This window comes from Arenibacter sp. F20364, assembly GCF_023015905.1.
In the GTDB taxonomy this organism is placed as follows: Bacteria; Bacteroidota; Bacteroidia; order Flavobacteriales; family Flavobacteriaceae; genus Arenibacter.
Genome location: NZ_JALKBD010000004.1, coordinates 211,648 through 229,318, shown reverse-complemented (window position 1 = coordinate 229,318; position 17,671 = coordinate 211,648). Strand labels below are relative to the sequence as shown.

At 37.7% G+C, this 17,671-nt stretch carries 16 protein-coding genes; 5 read left to right on the top strand and 11 right to left on the bottom strand.

All coding sequences use genetic code 11. The features are described 5' to 3' along the window. Positions 1-67 precede the first annotated feature (67 nt). Together MWU84_RS04930 and uvrA are read right to left on the bottom strand one after the other, a co-directional pair. Positions 68-1,369 carry a hypothetical protein gene (locus MWU84_RS04930; RefSeq protein ID WP_246898931.1) on the bottom strand — a complete coding sequence of 434 codons (1,302 nt, stop codon included), beginning with the start codon at positions 1,367-1,369 and terminating at the stop codon, positions 68-70. A 353-nt stretch (positions 1,370-1,722) separates the two neighbouring features. Next, positions 1,723-4,506 carry an excinuclease ABC subunit UvrA gene (gene uvrA, locus MWU84_RS04925; RefSeq protein ID WP_246898929.1) on the bottom strand — a complete coding sequence of 928 codons (2,784 nt, stop codon included), beginning with the start codon at positions 4,504-4,506 and terminating at the stop codon, positions 1,723-1,725. Between the two features lie 241 nt (positions 4,507-4,747). Between uvrA and MWU84_RS04920 the strand changes: the two genes are divergently transcribed. Both MWU84_RS04920 and MWU84_RS04915 read left to right on the top strand, forming a co-directional pair. Continuing rightward, positions 4,748-5,329 carry a sigma-70 family RNA polymerase sigma factor gene (locus tag MWU84_RS04920; RefSeq protein WP_246898927.1) on the top strand — a complete coding sequence of 194 codons (582 nt, stop codon included), beginning with the start codon at positions 4,748-4,750 and terminating at the stop codon, positions 5,327-5,329. A gap of 746 nt (positions 5,330-6,075) precedes the next feature. Then, a complete protein-coding gene (locus MWU84_RS04915; protein WP_031444405.1) occupies positions 6,076-6,657 on the top strand; it encodes a sigma-70 family RNA polymerase sigma factor in 582 nt (193 codons plus the stop codon). 234 nt (positions 6,658-6,891) lie between these two features. Here the strand turns inward: MWU84_RS04915 and nth are convergent, their stop codons facing one another. Continuing rightward, complete coding sequence (gene nth, locus MWU84_RS04910; protein ID WP_246898925.1) at positions 6,892-7,554, bottom strand: endonuclease III; 663 nt, start codon at positions 7,552-7,554, stop codon at positions 6,892-6,894. An 87-nt stretch (positions 7,555-7,641) separates the two neighbouring features. Here nth and bcp point away from each other — a divergent pair, with 87 nt between their 5' ends. After that, positions 7,642-8,091: a thioredoxin-dependent thiol peroxidase gene (gene bcp, locus MWU84_RS04905; protein WP_246898923.1), complete on the top strand. Its 450-nt coding sequence runs from the start codon at positions 7,642-7,644 to the stop codon at positions 8,089-8,091. 74 nt (positions 8,092-8,165) lie between these two features. Here bcp and MWU84_RS04900 read toward each other — a convergent pair whose 3' ends face one another. Continuing rightward, the gene (locus MWU84_RS04900; RefSeq protein WP_246898921.1) at positions 8,166-9,626 is read right to left on the bottom strand and encodes a TonB-dependent receptor; all 1,461 of its coding nucleotides are present in this window, start codon (positions 9,624-9,626) and stop codon (positions 8,166-8,168) included. Between the two features lie 88 nt (positions 9,627-9,714). Between MWU84_RS04900 and MWU84_RS04895 the strand changes: the two genes are divergently transcribed. After that, positions 9,715-10,479, top strand: a complete 765-nt coding sequence (locus MWU84_RS04895; RefSeq protein ID WP_246898919.1) for an MBL fold metallo-hydrolase — start codon at positions 9,715-9,717, stop codon at positions 10,477-10,479. Between the two features lie 79 nt (positions 10,480-10,558). Then, positions 10,559-11,053 (top strand): hydrolase, encoded by a 495-nt coding sequence (locus MWU84_RS04890; RefSeq protein WP_246898917.1) that lies wholly within the window; start codon positions 10,559-10,561, stop codon positions 11,051-11,053. Here MWU84_RS04890 and MWU84_RS04885 read toward each other — a convergent pair. From MWU84_RS04885 to MWU84_RS04855, 7 genes are all read right to left on the bottom strand, one after another. Beyond that, positions 11,050-11,709, bottom strand: coding sequence for an alpha/beta hydrolase-fold protein (locus MWU84_RS04885; protein WP_246898915.1), 660 nt, complete (start codon positions 11,707-11,709; stop codon positions 11,050-11,052). The two genes, MWU84_RS04890 and MWU84_RS04885, sit on opposite strands and share 4 nt — an antisense overlap. 1 nt (position 11,710) lies before the next feature. After that, positions 11,711-12,037, bottom strand: a complete 327-nt coding sequence (locus MWU84_RS04880; protein WP_246898913.1) for a hypothetical protein — start codon at positions 12,035-12,037, stop codon at positions 11,711-11,713. Positions 12,038-12,119: 82 nt separating this feature from the next. Next, positions 12,120-12,437, bottom strand: a complete 318-nt coding sequence (locus MWU84_RS04875; RefSeq protein ID WP_246898911.1) for a DUF4870 domain-containing protein — start codon at positions 12,435-12,437, stop codon at positions 12,120-12,122. 25 nt (positions 12,438-12,462) lie between these two features. Next, the gene (locus tag MWU84_RS04870; protein ID WP_246898909.1) at positions 12,463-13,716 is read right to left on the bottom strand and encodes a dihydroorotase; all 1,254 of its coding nucleotides are present in this window, start codon (positions 13,714-13,716) and stop codon (positions 12,463-12,465) included. Beyond that, positions 13,713-15,635, bottom strand: coding sequence for a BatA domain-containing protein (locus MWU84_RS04865; protein ID WP_246898907.1), 1,923 nt, complete (start codon positions 15,633-15,635; stop codon positions 13,713-13,715). The genes MWU84_RS04870 and MWU84_RS04865 overlap by 4 nt, the downstream gene beginning before the upstream one ends. A gap of 130 nt (positions 15,636-15,765) precedes the next feature. Then, positions 15,766-16,773, bottom strand: coding sequence for a glycosyltransferase (locus MWU84_RS04860; RefSeq protein ID WP_246898904.1), 1,008 nt, complete (start codon positions 16,771-16,773; stop codon positions 15,766-15,768). Positions 16,774-16,964: 191 nt separating this feature from the next. Next, on the bottom strand, positions 16,965-17,657 hold the full coding sequence (locus MWU84_RS04855) for an SGNH/GDSL hydrolase family protein (RefSeq protein WP_246898901.1): 693 nt from the start codon (positions 17,655-17,657) through the stop codon (positions 16,965-16,967). Positions 17,658-17,671: the final 14 nt, after the last annotated feature.

The window sequence follows — 17,671 nt, the reverse complement described above, 5'->3', positions numbered from 1 at the left end:
CAAAATAAAACCCCGCAGGAACGAATTCGCTACGGGGCTAAACAACTAACCAACCTAAAAACTATTTTTAATTTCTTCTAGAACTTCTTCCTCTGGAGGAAGCAGTTGAGACTTGTCTTGCACTCTTGGAGGATGACTTTGCCACCGACCTCTTTGCTGGACTTGTAGACCGTATATTTGGTCGTTTTACGGACGTATTCCTTACAGTTGAACCACTATTACTTCTACTTGAAGAACTTCTTCTGACCGAAGTATTTCTAGGGCTTTTGCTCACTTCCCTTTTTACCGTTGTTCTAGTATTTCCGGAAGGTCTCCTCACTACCGATTTGCTTCTGGTTACAGAACTCCCGGTTCCATTACTACTCCTTGTAGTGGTTGTTCTTCTTACAGTTCTCTGGGCATTGCCCTTGTCGTTGGTGCGAATTGAAGAACTTCGGGAAATGGATTTGTTATTTCTAGCACTTGGGGAATTGCTTCTCACCGTGGTGCTTCTCCTTATGGTACTATTCCCATTACTGTTACTACGCTGGGTTGTGGATCTAGAAATAGTGTTATTTCTGGATGTTGTACTTCTGGATACATTATTACTTTTTCTTAAGCCATCTTTTCTACTGGCTACAGATCTGTTTGATCTTATGTTACTGTTACTTCTATACCTATGGTCCCTTACGGCCACCCTTTTGTCATTTCTGTAATGGGAGCTTCTCTTGTAATGAGCTGCCCTGTTATACTTATATTGGTGGCCAATCTTGGCATAAGCCCTACGCTTGTTGTAGTGATATGGCTTGTAATAGGTGTATCTTATTGGTTGATAATACCGTCTGTAAGGACTATTGAATACCAAACCAAAGCCAAAAGCCGGTCTTACGAAATAGCTATGGAAAGGGCTGTAAACATAATGCCTGTTGTATATATTTATAAATCCCCTATGATGGCTGTAAAGTCCACGGTTGTTATAATACACATAAAGACCACCAACTCTTGAAACCCTACCACTGTTATAGTTGATATCCACATCCCCAATTTGCGTTACTCTTCCATAGTAGTCATAGTACACGGGAACGTTCTCTACTTGGATAACCGCACCGTAGTCGTCATACTGTACGTATGGGTTGTAATCGTAGCCAGAATTAAATGTGATATTGGTGTGTCCAAAATTTACATTGGCATTCACACCACCTCTATTGTCAATATAGAAATCGAACTCCCCATCTGGGTAAACTGAAAATGTGATGCCACTTTCAACAAAAATAAATGAGTTATTATTTCTATAAGTATTGCTTGTGGCAACCTTATCTTCCGTTGAAGCTGCCTTGATACCTGAGGTACCTAATATAAGCGCTGTAAAAAGGAGTATTAAATTTCTCATGATATAAGGTTTTAATTTAGAATGCAACTATTTACATTCAATATCTATATACCAAACAGCATGCCAAAAATTTAAAATTGATTTTAAACTATTGATTATCAACTGTTTATTATTTTTACTTATTGAATTGTGATCAGAGAAATTTTAAAAGGTGAGAGCCAATAGGTAGTCTTCAGTTATCAGTTTTCAGTAAGCAGTGAACAGTGAATTAGGCAGTCTTCAGTAATCAGTAAGCAGTCTTCAGTAATCAGACGGGGGATATGAAAACTGTAAGGCAGCAGTTAATGTTAAGTATAATAACTAAAAACAATACTGGACAACTAATTCATATCCTATCTGTTTTGCTTGCTAGGCTAATGGGACAATTTCTCCTTTAAATACTTGGCCGTATAGGAAGTTTTGTTCTTTACCACCATTTCTGGGGTTCCCTGCACTAATAATTGTCCTCCCTTATTGCCTCCGTCAGGTCCAAGGTCTATGATGTAATCGGCACATTTGATCAAGTCTATGTTATGCTCTATTACAATGATGGAATGTCCTTTGGTTATTAATGCATCAAATGATTTAAGCAATTTTTTAATATCGTGGAAATGGAGACCCGTAGTAGGTTCGTCAAAAATAAACAGGGCCTTGTCCTTGGTGTTGCCCTTTACTAAAAATGAAGCCAGTTTAATGCGCTGTGCCTCACCCCCGGAAAGGGTAGAGGAAGATTGTCCCAAGGTTACATATCCAAGTCCAACATCTTGAAGTGGCTTCAGTTTGGTTACAATTTTGGATTGATTGTTCTTGTCAAAGAAAGCCACGGCATCGTCAATGGTCATATTAAGGATATGATCTATATTGGCATCTTCAAATTTAACTTCCAACACTTCTTTTTTAAACCTTTTTCCATGACAGGTTTCACATTCCAAATGTACATCGGCCATAAATTGCATTTCCACGGTAATCTCTCCTTCTCCTTTGCATTTTTCGCACCGACCACCATCAACATTGAAAGAAAAATGTTTGGCCTGATAGCCTCTTAGCTTGCTTAATTTCTGGTTGGCAAAAAGATTACGGATATCGTCATAAGCCTTAATGTAGGTAACAGGGTTGGATCTGGAAGATCGACCAATGGGGTTTTGGTCAACGTACTCTACGTGTTTTAAGGATTGAAATTTCCCCTCCATGGAGCTATATTGTCCGGCTTTTTCTCCGTATCCTCCCAGTTCCTTTAGAATTATGGGGTACAACAGTTTTTTCACCAAAGTACTTTTTCCACTGCCCGATACCCCGGTAATTACCGTTAAGATGTTAAGGGGAAAGGTAACATCTATATTTTTGAGGTTATTTTCCCTAGCTCCTTTTATTTCTATGTAATTTTTAAAAGGTCTCCTTGTCTTGGGTACTGCAATTTCCATGTTACCATTAAGGTAGGCCGCAGTAAGGGAATTGGATTTAAGAATTTCATCCATAGTTCCATATGCAACCACCTCACCTCCATGCGTGCCCGCTTCCGGGCCAATATCGATTACCTCGTCCGCCGCTTTCATAATGTCCTCATCGTGTTCCACCACAATTACGGTATTGCCCAAGTCGCGCAAAGATTTCAGCACTGTAATCAGGTTTTCGGTATCCTTTGGGTGAAGACCAATGCTGGGTTCGTCCAAAATATACATGGAGCCTACCAAACTACTTCCCAATGAGGTGGCTAAATTTATTCGTTGACTTTCTCCTCCGGACAAGGAATTGGATTTTCTGTTCAAGGTTAAATAACTAAGTCCAACATTATGCAGAAATCCCAATCTGCTTTCTATTTCCCTAAGTAATCTACTGGCAATTTTCTCCTCGTTGAAATTGAGGTTAATTTCCTTAAAGAAGCTGATAAGATCTTCAATAGGCAACTCCACAAGATCGGAAATGGATTTTCCAGAGACTTTTACAAAGTCGGTTTCCTTCCGTAAACGCCTTCCTTTGCAGGTACTGCATTTGGTTTTACCGCGATACCGGGACAGCATGACCCGGTTCTGTATTTTATAGCTCTTTTCTTCCAGGCCTCCAAAGAATTTATGAATACCGGTAAAATAGCTGTTCCCTTCCCAAACTAGTTGCTTTTGCTCTTCGGAAAGCTGATACCAGGGTTTGTGGATTGGGAAATCAAATTTGTAGGCCGCATTTACCAATTCATCCCTATACCATCCCATACTTTCCCCGCGCCATGGAAAAATAGCGTTTTCGTATACGGACAAAGAGGTATTGGGAATAACCAAGTCTTCATCTATACCTATAACATCCCCATAGCCCTCGCATTTGGGACAGGCACCGTATGGGTTGTTAAAACTGAACAAATGAACATTGGGTTCTAGAAATTGCATTCCGTCCAATTCAAATTTATTGCTGAATTGGGTATTTTGGCCGGTTGCTAGTTCCTGAACTATGCATTCGCCCTTTCCTTCAAAAAAGGCCGTGTCGATGGCATTGCCCAACCGGTTAAAAAAATCCTCGTCATTTTTATATATAATTCGGTCTACCACAAGTTTAAATTCCCGACCTACCTCTTTTAAATCCTCATCAATTCTGGTAACCTCTCCGTTGTACAATATTCTTGCAAATCCCTGCTTGGAGAACAATTGGAGCGATTTATAGGGATCTCTATCCTCACTAATTTTAATAGGAGCAAGTAAAAGTAGTTTGGTACCTTCTTCAAAGGTCTTTATATGTTCCACTACATCCGAAACGGTATGTTTTTTAACCTCGCTGCCGGATATAGGGGAAAAAGTACGGCCAACACGTGCGAACATTAATTTTAAATAGTCATATATTTCCGTAGTGGTCCCAACGGTAGACCTAGGATTGGTAGAATTTACTTTTTGTTCAATGGCGATTGCCGGAGCTATACCTTTAATATAATCCACTTTTGGCTTGTCCAATTTTCCTAAAAACTGCCTGGCATAAGAGGATAGACTTTCTACATATCTTCTTTGACCTTCGGCATAAAGGGTATCGAAGGCCAGACTGGATTTCCCCGAACCCGATAATCCGGTAATGACCACTAGTTTATTACGTGGTATTACAACGTCTATATTCTTTAAATTATGGAGCTTTGCCCCTTTAATTATAATATTATGCTTGGGATTAACGTCTGTTATTGTGGTCATGCTCGTATTTAAGTTTGCAAAGATACGATATGTGATTTTTATTCGCTAGTAGCCTTTGTCTTACAATTAAATATTATTCAAAGCAGGGAAAGTGCTTTGAATCGATTTATTTTTTTTTATATTTGATGCATAATAAACCCTAAATAGCCTATACGTAACAAAATTACTTTTTTAAAATTTTGCTTAAATGCACTTGTGAAAATAACAGGTATGTCATTTTAGCCTCAAAAAAGTAATTTGTATGGAACTATTAATAGAGGATTCAGTATTAGTAAAAGACTACATGAACGGGGACGAAAGAGCCCTGGAAGCATTGATCCACCGTCACAATCAACGACTTAGCAGTTTTATTTATTCCAAAGTGCAAGATCGGGAAATTACTGAGGATATTTTTCAGGATACCTTTATAAAGGTTATTAGAACCTTAAAGAAAGGTAATTATAACGAGGAAGGGAAATTTCTACCTTGGGTTATGCGGATATCCCATAACCTAATAATCGACCATTTTAGGAAGAGTAGACGAATGCCAAGGTTTGAAGGCAATAATGATTTCAATATTTTCTCTATAATTAGCGATGATCAGTTGAATGTTGAAAAGCGACTAATTAAAGATCAAATAGATCAGGATCTGACCTTACTTATCAAAGAATTGCCAAAAGATCAGATGGAAGTTTTGGAAATGCGTTTATATAAGGATATGAGCTTTAAGGAAATTTCTGAAAATACAGGTGTCAGTATTAATACCGCTTTGGGTAGAATGCGTTATGCACTTATCAATCTTCGGAAGATTGTAGAAAAGCACAACATTATTTTAACGAATTAATAGGCTTTATAACTGCCTTTCGTTAATTTCTTCATAACACTTGCGTTATTTGACAATAGCAATATATTATTATGGAGAAATTCAACGTTACTACAGAGAACAATTGTAAACTAATGTCGACACGTAGGTCCAAGATAGATTTTTTGTTGAATTACTCTAAATCATTATATATCATTAAAAGCGATAAATGCAATGATGAATTGCAGGAGCATTGCTTAAATTAGATTCTTCCGGCTATTTTGCCAATAGGTTGTGTGCACCAATATGAACTAATGGGCAACACCTTCAGAAAGACATTGGCATTATACAGGTATATGCCTTAAAAATTGAACTACCTCTATAGCTTCAAACTTATAATACACTTTCAAAGAATTTCTTACAGACTTAATTCCCTTTACACGACTCCCATAAAGATAATCTGTAGAGGGTTTTCTTTATACATTAATATATAGGTAATTATATATTTCCAGCAACTGACAATAATGAATAGTCTTACAAGTAATTTTTTTGGGCCGTCTAACTTCATTTTTGGCCAATTATTATGCGTAAAACAAGAAAATTGGCATTTGACATCAATTAACGGGGGTTTTACAACATAGTTTTTTGCACAGCTTACCATTTATATACTTTTATCCTGTTACTAATTAACAATGAAGATTTATAGTCTTCATCCAAAGAAGAAGTAATAACAAAAAGTCCGAACCGAAAGGGGAGGCCCCCTAGTTTAACCAAAAACAATAATTTGTATGGAACTGCAAATAGATGACTCAGTATTAGTAAAGGATTACATTAACGGTAATGAAAAAGCTTTAGAGGTTTTGATCAACAGGCACAACCAACGTATTAGTAGCTTTATTTATTCCAAGGTATTGGACCGGGATGTTTCAGAGGACATTTTTCAGGACACCTTTATCAAAGTGATTAAAACCTTGAAAAAGGGAAATTATAGCGAGGAAGGCAAGTTTTTGCCTTGGGTTATGAGAATTGCCCATAACTTGGTAATTGATCATTTTAGAAGAAACAAAAGAATGCCAATGTTTGAGGGAAATGATGATTTTAATATCTTTTCCGTAATTGGTGACGATAAACTAAATGTAGAAAAGCAGCTTATCAAAGATCAAATAGATTCTGATTTGACCTTATTGATAGAGGAATTACCGGACGATCAAAAAGAAGTTCTTTTAATGCGTATTTACAGGGACATGAGTTTTAAGGAAATTTCAGAAAACACTGGGGTTAGCATCAATACGGCCTTGGGAAGAATGCGATACGCGCTTATCAACCTTAGAAAAATAATAGAAAAACACAATATCGTTTTAACGAATTAATAGGTCATAGGACGAACCGAACAATATTTCCATTTTAGTAGCGTTATCTTAACATAACAATACTATAATCCTATGGAAAAAATTTACTCTGAGAATCAAAACAAGTGTAAACTTGCCAAAGCAAGTCCGGAAACTATTAAGTTTTTGATTGGCTATTCCAAATCTTTGCAAATAGTTGAATATAACAATATTCAATTCGAAAATAATTTAAACTAGATTAAAAAATCCCAACTTTTAGTTGGGATTTTTTGTTTTATAGTAGGCGTCCAGAACTTTTTTTCTTCCTATAGTCTTGGTTATCACGTCTTTTTCCAAATTCCACCCTCTTGCAGGGGAATATTCCCTTCCGTACCATATTATCTGTAAATGAAGGTCGTTCCATAATTCTTTTGGGAATAATCTTTTCGCATCCCTTTCCGTTTGTACTACATTTTTACCATTGGAAAACCCCCAGCGGTACATAAGTCTATGTATGTGGGTATCTACCGGAAAAGCCGGTATGCCAAAAGCTTGGGAGACCACCACGCTTGCTGTTTTATGACCTACTGCAGGTAATTGTTCCAAAAGCTCTATTTCCTGTGGTACTTGTCCGTCATATTTTTCAATCAAGATTCTGGAAAGACCGTAAATTCCTTTGGATTTCATAGGGGAGAGTCCCACTGGTTTAATAATTTCCCTAATTTCATCAGCTGTCATTTTCACCATGTCATACGGATTGTCGGCCTTGGCAAAGAGTATAGGGGTAATCTTATTTACCCTTACATCGGTACTCTGCGCGGACATTAATACTGCAATCAGCAGTGTATAAGGGTCTTTATGGTCTAAAGGAACTGGAATGGTCGGATATATTTTTTGTAAAGTTTCTATGGTAAAGTTTACTTTTTCCGCTTTCGTCATTTATTGCTTAATTTTATATAAAATAAATAGGACAACGCCCTGTCATGTGGGCTTGTTTTTGAATATAAATTTACTTAAAATATAACTATGAAGACTTTAAAAGTAGGGGATAAGGTACCCGCATTTTCGGCCAAGGATGAAAACGGTAACACAATTTCCCTCTCTGACTATAAGGGTGAAAAATTGATTGTCTTTTTCTATCCTAAGGCAAGTACTCCTGGATGCACGGCGGAAGCCTGTAATTTGAGGGACAATTACACAGAGCTAAAAGCACAAGGTTATGAATTATTGGGTGTAAGTGCCGACTCAGAGAAAAGGCAATTAAATTTTAAAAATAAATATGAATTTCCCTTTCCGTTGTTAGCGGATGAAGACCATACCGTTATTAATGTATTTGGTGTTTGGGGACCAAAACAATTTATGGGTAAAAAATATGATGGTATTCATAGAATGACTTTTGTGATTGATGGGGACGGCGTTGTTGAGAAGGTAATCGAAAAGGTCAAGACCAAGGATCACGCAGCGCAACTTCTATAAAGGGCGGTATATAAACAAGGGGCTATCCTAAATCCAAATATTAAGACAGCCCCTTGTTAAGGATTATTGATGTGTTATACTTTTTCCTGTTCTTCCCCAACTGGTTTGCGGGTAAAAAGTTTTTTCTTTTTTATTATTTCCGCGATACCCTCAGGAAGTACGGATTCCCAACCTTCTTCGCCAGTAATTATTTTTTTGAGAACGTCCCTTGAGAAAACATGTAATATCTCCGGGTCGTAATCTATAATGTCCATTACCTTACCATTGTACTTGAAGAATTTGTACAATTCCTTCATTCTAGGGTGTACTTTTATAGTGTTACTGGTCATAATTTGCCCAGTTTCCTCGTTGCGCATTGGGTAAAGGTAAACTTTTAGGTCTTTAAAGAATAATTTACCAAAAGCCTCTAGGATCCCACCACTAAGATGACGGTAGTATTTTTCATCAAAAATATCGACCAAATTGTTTACCCCCATGGTTAGGCCAATCTTGGATTTGGTGTAATTGCTAAAATATTCAACGAGTTTAAAATACTCCTGAAATTTGGAAATCATTACCGTATGGCCCAAGGAACATAATAGTTCCGCCCGATCCATAAAATCCTGTTCATCTATCTCTCCGGAAGCTCGAAGGTTGGAAAGGGTAATTTCAAAAATTACTACGGTATTCTCCTCCTCAACACTGGGCTCCCTGATGAATATTTCATAGGATTTTTTAAACATATCCATATTGACCTTGGTCACCGGTCTAAAGCTTCCGCGTAGGGCCAATATATTTTTTTTGTAAAGAATGGTTGCCGGCAAAAGATTATTGCCATCAGGTCCAAACATTACGGCATCGGTCATATCATTCTTAACAAGCTGTAAACTCATTAACCTGTTATCGACTTCTGCAAAATTAGGTCCAGAAAAATTAACCAAATCTATTTCAACCGTATCCTTGTCAATATGGTCATAAAGGTATTTTAGTAATTTTCTAGGCTTGTCATATTTGTAAAATGCACCGTAAATAAGATTGACACCAACAATACCCAAGGTTTCCTGTTGTAACCTCGCTTCATTCTGCTTAAAGCGGATATGTAGGATAATTTCGTTTAATTCTTTTTGTTTGGGATCCAATTGGTAACGTATTCCGATCCATCCGTGCCCTTTGTATCTCTTGGAGAAATCAATAGTAGCAACAGTATTGGCATAGGAAAAAAACAATCTGTCGGGATGTTTTTCCCGACTTATCCTATTGTCCATGTTTTCCATTTCATGGGCCAACATTTTTTTTAATCTGGACTGGGTTACATACCTACCGTCTTCCTCTATACCATAAATAGCATCACTAAAATCCTTGTCGTATGCACTCATTGCCTTGGCAATGGTACCAGAAGCACCGCCCGACCTAAAAAAGTGCGCGGAAGTTTCTTGTCCTGCGCCTATTTCAGAAAATGTACCGTAAATATCTGGATTCAAATTTATCCTTAAGGTTTTTGCCTTAATGGACGGAACATTGGTAAAAGCGATTTCTTTCTTAAAAATATTGGACATAGTGTCTTATTTGCTTGTAGCAAAGTTAAAAAGATTGAGTTATCTATTAAATAAAATAGTTATAAATTTGGATTAAATAGATATAAGATTGAAATTAACTTTTTTAGGTACTGGAACATCGCAGGGAATCCCCGTAATTGGGAGCAAACACCCTGTCTGTTTAAGCAATAATCCCAAGGATAAACGGCTGCGGGTTTCAGTAATGGTTTCTTGGGATTCCTATAATTATGTAATAGATTGTGGCCCCGATTTTAGACAGCAAATGCTTACCAATAATGTGGAAAAGATAGATGGAATTTTATTTACCCACGAACATTCCGACCATACTGCAGGTATAGATGATATAAGACCATTTTTTTTCAGACAAGGGGACATACCCATCTTTGCACATGAACGTGTAGTTAACTCCATCAAGGAGCGATTCAATTATATATTTGCCAATGAAAATCGCTACCCTGGTGCCCCCGCCGTAGAGATCAATACGATTAAAAATAATAAGCCTTTCAGAATCGGCAACTTAATGGCCATTCCTGTAGAGGCGCAACACAATAGATTGCAGGTTTTTGGGTTTAGAATACAGGACTTTGTGTACCTAACCGATGTAAAAAGTATGGAAAAGGAAGAAATGGAAAAAATAAAGGGGGTTAAAACCTTGGTGATAAATGCGTTACGAATAGAGCCCCATCATTCCCATTTCAATTTGGAGGAAGCCTTGAAATTCATAGATATCGTGAAACCTGCTACGGCCTACCTTACCCATATTAGCCACCTAATGGGCTTCCATGATGACGTTGAAGAACAGCTTCCCAATAACGTGCATTTGGCCTATGATAATCTGGTTATAGAGGTGTAAACAGCCTTAATAGTGATACCCCAGGGAATTATCAACTTAAAACAATTAATATTAAACCAATAAAATAGATAATAAAGGAATGAAACATAAAATTTACCTGTATTTGTTCATATTTGTTGCCCTAATAGCACTTTACCAATTTGTAAGTACCAATAACATGGTGAAGGCAAAAAACACAAAAATAGAGGCCCAAGCGGAGCAACTTACGCAATTGGAGGATTCTATTCAGAAATTACATTTAAAGGTCTTGGACAGCCAATATTTTTCTTTGGAGAATAATGATGATGCCTTGGCCTACTACGATCATCTTAATTTGACAGACCCCAGTCTCTACATATCGGATAAATTATTGGAGACCAACGAAAGTAAAGGGGATAACCCGCTTATCCCATATGAGGGTATGGAAAGCCATTTTAAAATAAACAAGATCAAAATTTTAAACCACAGATGGATTTTAGCCGATTTCTCAGACGGGAAATATTGGGGCGAAGTGTTGATCAAATATGAACTCAAGGATGATCTTGGAGTAGATTTTTCCTTAACCGACCATTTGTTATATACCCGTAGCAATTAAATTTTATCCTGCAGCCAGGTCTTGAAGGAGTAAAAATTCTGTGGGGCCACACCATGGCCAACAGGGAATTCCTCATAAACATGATCAATGTTTACCTCTTTTAAAATACCAGGGGCCTTTTGTGCCCAGGAGACCGGTATTACCTGATCTACACTGCCGTGCGAGACATAGACCTTTAGATTATTATAATTATTTTCCTTATAATTCTTTAGAATTAGGTTTTCATTTATATAACCGCTTAAGGCGATTACATTTTTAACCAACTGAGGATAGGACAGGGCAACGGCATAACTCAGAATGGAGCCTTGGCTAAATCCGAGTAGCGTCACATTGTTTTCATCCAACCCATAGGTTTTACAGGCTTCCTCAATGAATACTTTAATTTTATCCCTGGAGAGAACCGCTTGCTCTTCGTTGTTCCATTTGCCTTGTTCAGCCTCAAAGGTAATGGCATACCAAGCATTGCCATAGGGTTGCATTGGGTAAGGGGCCCGAACGGATATGATACAAAGTTCTTTTGGAAGTTCGGCGGCAAAAGAAAAGAGATCTTCCTCATTGCTTCCGTAGCCGTGGAACATGAAAAGCACTGGGGGCTTGCCCTCGGTAATATTTGATGGTCTAATAAGGTGTTCCAGTGATAAGGGCGCTGTTGTCATTCTAAGATATAAAAGTGAACCATTTTTGAAAATAGGCACCTAGTACAGGTACCTCCTGCTTCTTGTTATTTAAGGCACCAAGAAAGCCATAAAACCAGAGTACAATGTAAAAAACATAGAGGCCATACCAAGCATACTCGTTGTACCAATTGCTTAAGAAAATAGCAAACCCAAGAAAAACAAGATGCAGTCCAAATGCCTGTCTCGTGTGAAAACGGGCAAACTCGTTCTTGGGATCAGAATTCATCGAAATGGCAATCAAGGCTCCAACCATAGTGAGGTAAGCTACAATTGCCGTAGTCTTTCCTTCTTTAATAACGTTATCCATAGGGGCAAAGTTAGGTCAAGTTTAAAAATTTGAACAAAAAGGAGGTCTTTTTAGACCTCCCTAAGTTTATTGATCGTTGTAATTATTCTCCAATAGAACCGATAATAGGTAATTTTTCCAATTTTCCGTTATTGGCATTTATGGCACCCATTACAGCCAAAATCCATGGGGCCCACTGTAAAATTCGTAGAATACCCATACCCATTGTAGCAGCAATAATTCCAAGTACAATAGAAAGTGCAATGGCCAATATCCATACCCTTAATGATTGTCCTATATGGAATTTAACGAATTCGTTCTTTTTATCGCTGTTTACAATAAAGGCAATGAGCAGACCTATAACTGTAATGTAACTGATTATTGCCATTGTTTTTCCCTCACTTATAGTTTTCTGGTCCATCTTTAAATTTTTAGTTCCTATAAAATTAATTAATTATTTGCTTGTTGGATACTATTCCATAGACCTTTCCCTTAAGTTGACTTCCCAAAAAGCAGCTATTCTTTGAGTTGGATAAAATGTCCTTCTCTTCAAAGGTATATTCCCGGTCGGGGTCAAATAGGGTAAGTAATGCATTTTCACCTATTTTCAGGCTAGGCGCTGAAATGCCATATCTTTCCCGACCTTTGGTCAATAGGGAAATGGTGGTTTCAAGATCAAAGATCTGGTTCAACATTCCAAAAGCGCTTTCCAAACCTATAGTCCCGTCCGAGGCATTGTCAAATTCCACTCTTTTATGTTCAATATCCATAGGTCTATGGTCTGTGGTAACAAAATCTATGGTTCCATCCTTTAAACCTTTTATCAAGGCCTTACGGTCCGATGTGGTTCTAAGTGGTGGCATCAATTTATAGTGGGAATCGAACTCTTCCAAGGTCTCATCCGTAAAACATAGGTTGTGTACTGCAACACTGCAGCTAACATCCAATCCCTTTTTTTTGGCTTCTGCAATGAGTTTTACGGAATTGGCCGTCGAAATCGTGGGAACGTGCATTTTACCTCCCGTATATTCCAATATAAAAAGATCCCGAACAATATTTAGCTCCTCGGCTAAATGAGGAATTCCTTTTAGCCCCAGTTTTGTAGATACCTCCCCTTCGTTCACGATTCCTTTTCCGGCAATCTGTAAATCCATAGGAAAAGAATGCACCAGTCCATCGAAATTAAGGGTATATTGGAGCGCTATTTTTAAGAGGTTTGAGTTCTTTAAAGGTAATTTGTAATCATAAAACCCTACGGCTCCGGCACTCTTCATATCATACAGTTCTGCCAAACTTTCGCCTTCAGACTTAACGGTCAAAGTTCCCAAAGCATGCAGTGTGGTAGCAGCATTTTTAGAGGCATTCTTTAAAAAAACAATATCGGAGCTACTGTCAGGAAGGGGATTGGTATTGGGGTTTAGGACAATATCGGTAAAACCACTTTTTGCCGCTGTATATAGTCCATTTTCAATGGTTTCCCTTTCCTCGTACCCCGGTTCCCCAAAACTCACACTGGAATCGAACCATCCGAGGGATACGTGTAAATTCTTTAATTGGACGACTTTTGTTTTCCCTTGAACATCCAAATTGGCGGCAATTTCTTCAATGACCCCATTTTTTATAAAAATATCGCGCTTTTTTAAATGAAGCTCCTTGTTGGAAGGAGCTACTATCTTGGCAGATTTTAAAAGTATGTTCATTTCAAGAATTTTTGGATAAGAACCTCAATAAATATAAATGCTAATGCTAAAATAACAAACCATTTCCAAAGCTCATTGATGCTATTGTCTTTTTCTATATTTTGGAACAATGCTGTAATATTGTTGTTTATACTGCTTGCGTTAAGCTCATTCAGGTCCATATAATTTAGCTGACTTTCCTCCCTGGGAAAGTTGAAACTTATGTTCTTAATATTCTTTCCTTCGTCTGTTATGTTGTATATCCCGGAAGTCTCAGGATAATCATCAAAAGTCAATGTGGTTTTGTTGGTAAAGGATTGTTGAAAGGGAATAAATTCGAAATCATCACGGGATACTTTTAAAATCCTATCTTTTGTGAGACTAACTGGGATATCTACAGTGGTTTTGCTACCGATAATTTCATAAATCTTAGGAATCTTAAGGCTTGCCATACCCATATTGTATAAGGTTGGCACGATTAGGGGGGAATTTAAAATATTCGAATTTTCCCTGGATATGGATGCTGTAAATAAATAAGTTCCGTCTTCCCCAACCAAAAACGGATCACCACTCTGAAAGGAAAGGATTTTTGGTAGGGTCGATTTAATACTATAGAACGCATTGACTGTAGGATACTGGAAATTGGTTACCTCTTTTTCGAATACATTTTTGTAAAGGGGATGGGAAAAGGCAATCTGACTAATTTTTCGATCTTCCATGACCGAAGAAATGAGTGTTGTATTGGACAGACCCATCAAAAAGGAGTTGTAATTATTCCTGTCAGCTTGGTTACTAGGAACAACGACCAAATCCCCTCCATTATTTTTAAAGGCGTGCAATGCGTTTTGCAGGGCTATGGGGATGGAATTAAGTTCATTGAGGATAATCAAATTCTGGGATTCCAAAAGGCTGTAATTCAGTGATTTTAAACTGAAATTGGAATACTGGAAGGGCTCTTTGTCAAAAATACGCATTAAGTAATCGTTATTGACATCCCCTACGGATAATACCCTGATTTTATCCTGTTCGGCTATATTAAAGTAAAGTTGATTGTCGTAATTAAGTCCTGAATCTGAGATCAGAATTTCGCCATCTATAAGCTCGTTTGCCGGAATGGTAAAAATTACTTCGCCTTTTTCATTCTTATCGAAGGTAACGGATGTTTTTGCAATCAATTTTTCTCCATTATATAAGGAAATTGGAGTATTATCCATTTCTGTGTTGGAGGAAAGTATGCATTTCAAATCTAATTTTTCTGAGGAAATGGTATTAATATATACTGTGTCGATTGATATATTAACAAGGTTTTCCAGTGTCGATTTTACCAAATGCCTATTTATATTGGGCAATGAATCCGTAGTAGGCGGATAAAGACTCTTTTGAAAATCTGAAATCAACACCAGATCTTTACGAGTGCTGCCCGCATCCGAGAATAAGGTTTTTGCCTTTAAATGGATTTCGTCCAACCGCAATTGGTTGTTGGAATAGGGTAGGGCAAGCAAATCGTTTTTGATATCCACAATACGAACCTCCCTAAATATCTTATCATTGGTAAAAAGAGTGAAGGTACTTTCTTCAGGAACAGATTTCAGTATCCCTTGCACCATATTTTCCAATAAAGTACCCGTTCCCATCTTGGCCTGCATACTTAGGGAATTATCTAGGTAAATGACGATTTCATTGCTTTTCAGAGCCGATTTTCCGGGAATAAAGGGTTGGGCAAAGGCAACTATAAGTGTGCTTAGTAGCAGTAGACGAGTGAGCAAGAGCAGCCATTTTTTTAGGGAGTTGCTCTTCCTGGATTCGGCTACTACTTTTTGTAATATTTTAACATTGGTAAATGGGGTTTTCTTAAATCTACGAAGTTGAAAAAGATGAATGAAAATAGGAATAAGGAGAAGAAAAAGGGCCCAAAGGAGTTCCGGATGTTTAAACAGCATTCCTAAATTTTATTTTTCAAATATAAGAAAAGTATTTCGAGGCAGTCTTAAATTTATGGTCCATATGTTAACTAAATAAGTCGCTGGGGAAAGTAGGAATATTTTTTGCGCAAGCGCCTCAATGACAGTGTTAACAAAAGAAGAAGTAATCTAGAACAGGTTTTTTTCCTTGAGCCAGCAAATAGTCTTTTATAAATTCCTGAGCTTCTTTGTTAGCAACGGTAATTATAATTTGGGCTTGTTGGAGCTTATTTATTTTTAGATAGTGATACATTTTCTTGTTATATATATCCAATCCAATCTTATTGGAGTTGTTGCACACCCATGTAAAATCCAATTTTTTTTCCAAAAGATTTTTGGCCAAATTCTTCCCTTTGTTTCCCGCACCCCAAAGCACCAATGGTCTTTGACTGTCATGTTCCAATTTAAGAAAATACTTGAGTTTAATGTCCAAGAAAAAATTTTGGGCGTAGTGCTCACTGGTTCTGGAAGTTCTATGGCCATAATCGCGCCAGTAATGAAGTGTTTCGCTGCAAGGAATACATTTTAGACCGGACTCATAAAACCGGAATGCCAGATCGTAATCTTCTGGATAGCGATCTGGGGAAAATGATCCTGCCCTTTCCAAATCCTTTCTATACACCATCCAACAAGGGGAGGGGATTACACATTCCTTATATATTTCCGAATAATTGAGACCCTTTTCCGTGAGGTGGTTCAACCACTTTTCATAACTTTTGTATCCACCTCCAACACCCTCTTTGGAAAAGTATTTTACCTTTCCAAGAGCCACATGTCCATCTCCATGTTGCTGGAGGAAAGTAACCATAATTTCCAACTTATTAGGGGACATAATGTCATCCGAATCCATCCTAGTTATAAAAGTGCCTTTGGAACGGGAATAAGCTGTTCTTAATGCTTCTATAATTCCATGGCCTTCATTTTCCAATAGGTTTATTCTGTTGTCCTTTTTCGCATATGAGTCTATAATTCTATGGCTATTGTCGGTAGAATGGTCATTTACCGCCAGGACTTCCCAGTCGTCATAAGTTTGGTCGATGATAGACTGTATACATGCCGGTAGAAATTCCTCAGTGTTCTTAAAAGGAATAAGGATGCTGATGCCACATTTGTTCATATGCCATAATTAGAAATATATTTCGCTATTAGGGTATCCTCCACAACACAACTGAAGCTATAATCAGGGGTCTTCCCCGTATTTTAATAATCCTATGCCACGGCCTTGGGAATTGTTTAAGCCCGATTGTTATTGATCTGAAATAAATTCACCTTTAAAAAACAACAAATAGTACCACGGACACGCTGTACTTACTTTAGGAGTATGGCCTTATTTATTGCTGCTTCTACCAAGGGTTCCATAACTGCATAACCAGCTGCAGTAGGATGTACTTCATCTTCAGCATATTTTTTGGGAAGTCCGTTTCTTTCATCGGCCATAGCCGTGAAATAGTCCAAATAAATATGACCATTTGCTTCGGTATATTCTTTTAACAAGGAGTTTAATGCAGGTATTTTTTCATTTGGTTTTAATCCCGGTCTCCAAGGATAATTGAAGGCAGGGAGTACCGAGGAAATAATAACTTTAATTCCGTTGGCCTTTGCCAGTTCCGCCATGGATTTTATATTGTCCAGAATCATTTTGGGGGTGGAAGGCCCAGTATTTCCTGCAATATCATTGGTGCCTGCCAAAATAACCACAACTTTGGGTTTTAGGTCGATCACGTCCTGTCTAAAGCGCAAAAGCATCTGCGGGGTGGTCTGTCCACTTATACCTCTGTTGATGTAGGGTTTCCCTTCAAAAAACTCAGGTCTGGTATTTATCCAGCCTATGGTAATGGAATTTCCCATAAATACCACACGATTTTCGTTGGCTGCTGGCATTCCCACCTTTTTGTTATCTTCGGCAAAGTGTTCCAGATTAGGCCAATCCTGCCCGTGACTATAGTTCATTGTAAAAATGGTTAAAGCAAATAATGCCATTGATAATTTTAATGCTTTCATAGTGTTTTAATTGA

What these genes read in the sequence shown, in the direction of transcription:
- MWU84_RS04930 (WP_246898931.1), bottom strand. Translation starts at nt 1,369, where the DNA reads ATGAGAAATTTAATACTCCTTTTTACAGCGCTTATATTAGGTACCTCA.
- MWU84_RS04920 (WP_246898927.1), top strand. Translation starts at nt 4,748, where the DNA reads ATGGAACTATTAATAGAGGATTCAGTATTAGTAAAAGACTACATGAAC.
- nth (WP_246898925.1), bottom strand. Translation starts at nt 7,554, where the DNA reads ATGACGAAAGCGGAAAAAGTAAACTTTACCATAGAAACTTTACAAAAA.
- MWU84_RS04890 (WP_246898917.1), top strand. Translation starts at nt 10,559, where the DNA reads ATGAAACATAAAATTTACCTGTATTTGTTCATATTTGTTGCCCTAATA.
- MWU84_RS04885 (WP_246898915.1), bottom strand. Translation starts at nt 11,709, where the DNA reads ATGACAACAGCGCCCTTATCACTGGAACACCTTATTAGACCATCAAAT.
- MWU84_RS04860 (WP_246898904.1), bottom strand. Translation starts at nt 16,773, where the DNA reads ATGAACAAATGTGGCATCAGCATCCTTATTCCTTTTAAGAACACTGAG.
- uvrA (WP_246898929.1), bottom strand. Translation starts at nt 4,506, where the DNA reads ATGACCACAATAACAGACGTTAATCCCAAGCATAATATTATAATTAAA.
- MWU84_RS04900 (WP_246898921.1), bottom strand. Translation starts at nt 9,626, where the DNA reads ATGTCCAATATTTTTAAGAAAGAAATCGCTTTTACCAATGTTCCGTCC.
- MWU84_RS04875 (WP_246898911.1), bottom strand. Translation starts at nt 12,437, where the DNA reads ATGGACCAGAAAACTATAAGTGAGGGAAAAACAATGGCAATAATCAGT.
- MWU84_RS04880 (WP_246898913.1), bottom strand. Translation starts at nt 12,037, where the DNA reads ATGGATAACGTTATTAAAGAAGGAAAGACTACGGCAATTGTAGCTTAC.
- MWU84_RS04870 (WP_246898909.1), bottom strand. Translation starts at nt 13,716, where the DNA reads ATGAACATACTTTTAAAATCTGCCAAGATAGTAGCTCCTTCCAACAAG.
- MWU84_RS04915 (WP_031444405.1), top strand. Translation starts at nt 6,076, where the DNA reads ATGGAACTGCAAATAGATGACTCAGTATTAGTAAAGGATTACATTAAC.
- MWU84_RS04855 (WP_246898901.1), bottom strand. Translation starts at nt 17,657, where the DNA reads ATGAAAGCATTAAAATTATCAATGGCATTATTTGCTTTAACCATTTTT.
- bcp (WP_246898923.1), top strand. Translation starts at nt 7,642, where the DNA reads ATGAAGACTTTAAAAGTAGGGGATAAGGTACCCGCATTTTCGGCCAAG.
- MWU84_RS04865 (WP_246898907.1), bottom strand. Translation starts at nt 15,635, where the DNA reads ATGCTGTTTAAACATCCGGAACTCCTTTGGGCCCTTTTTCTTCTCCTT.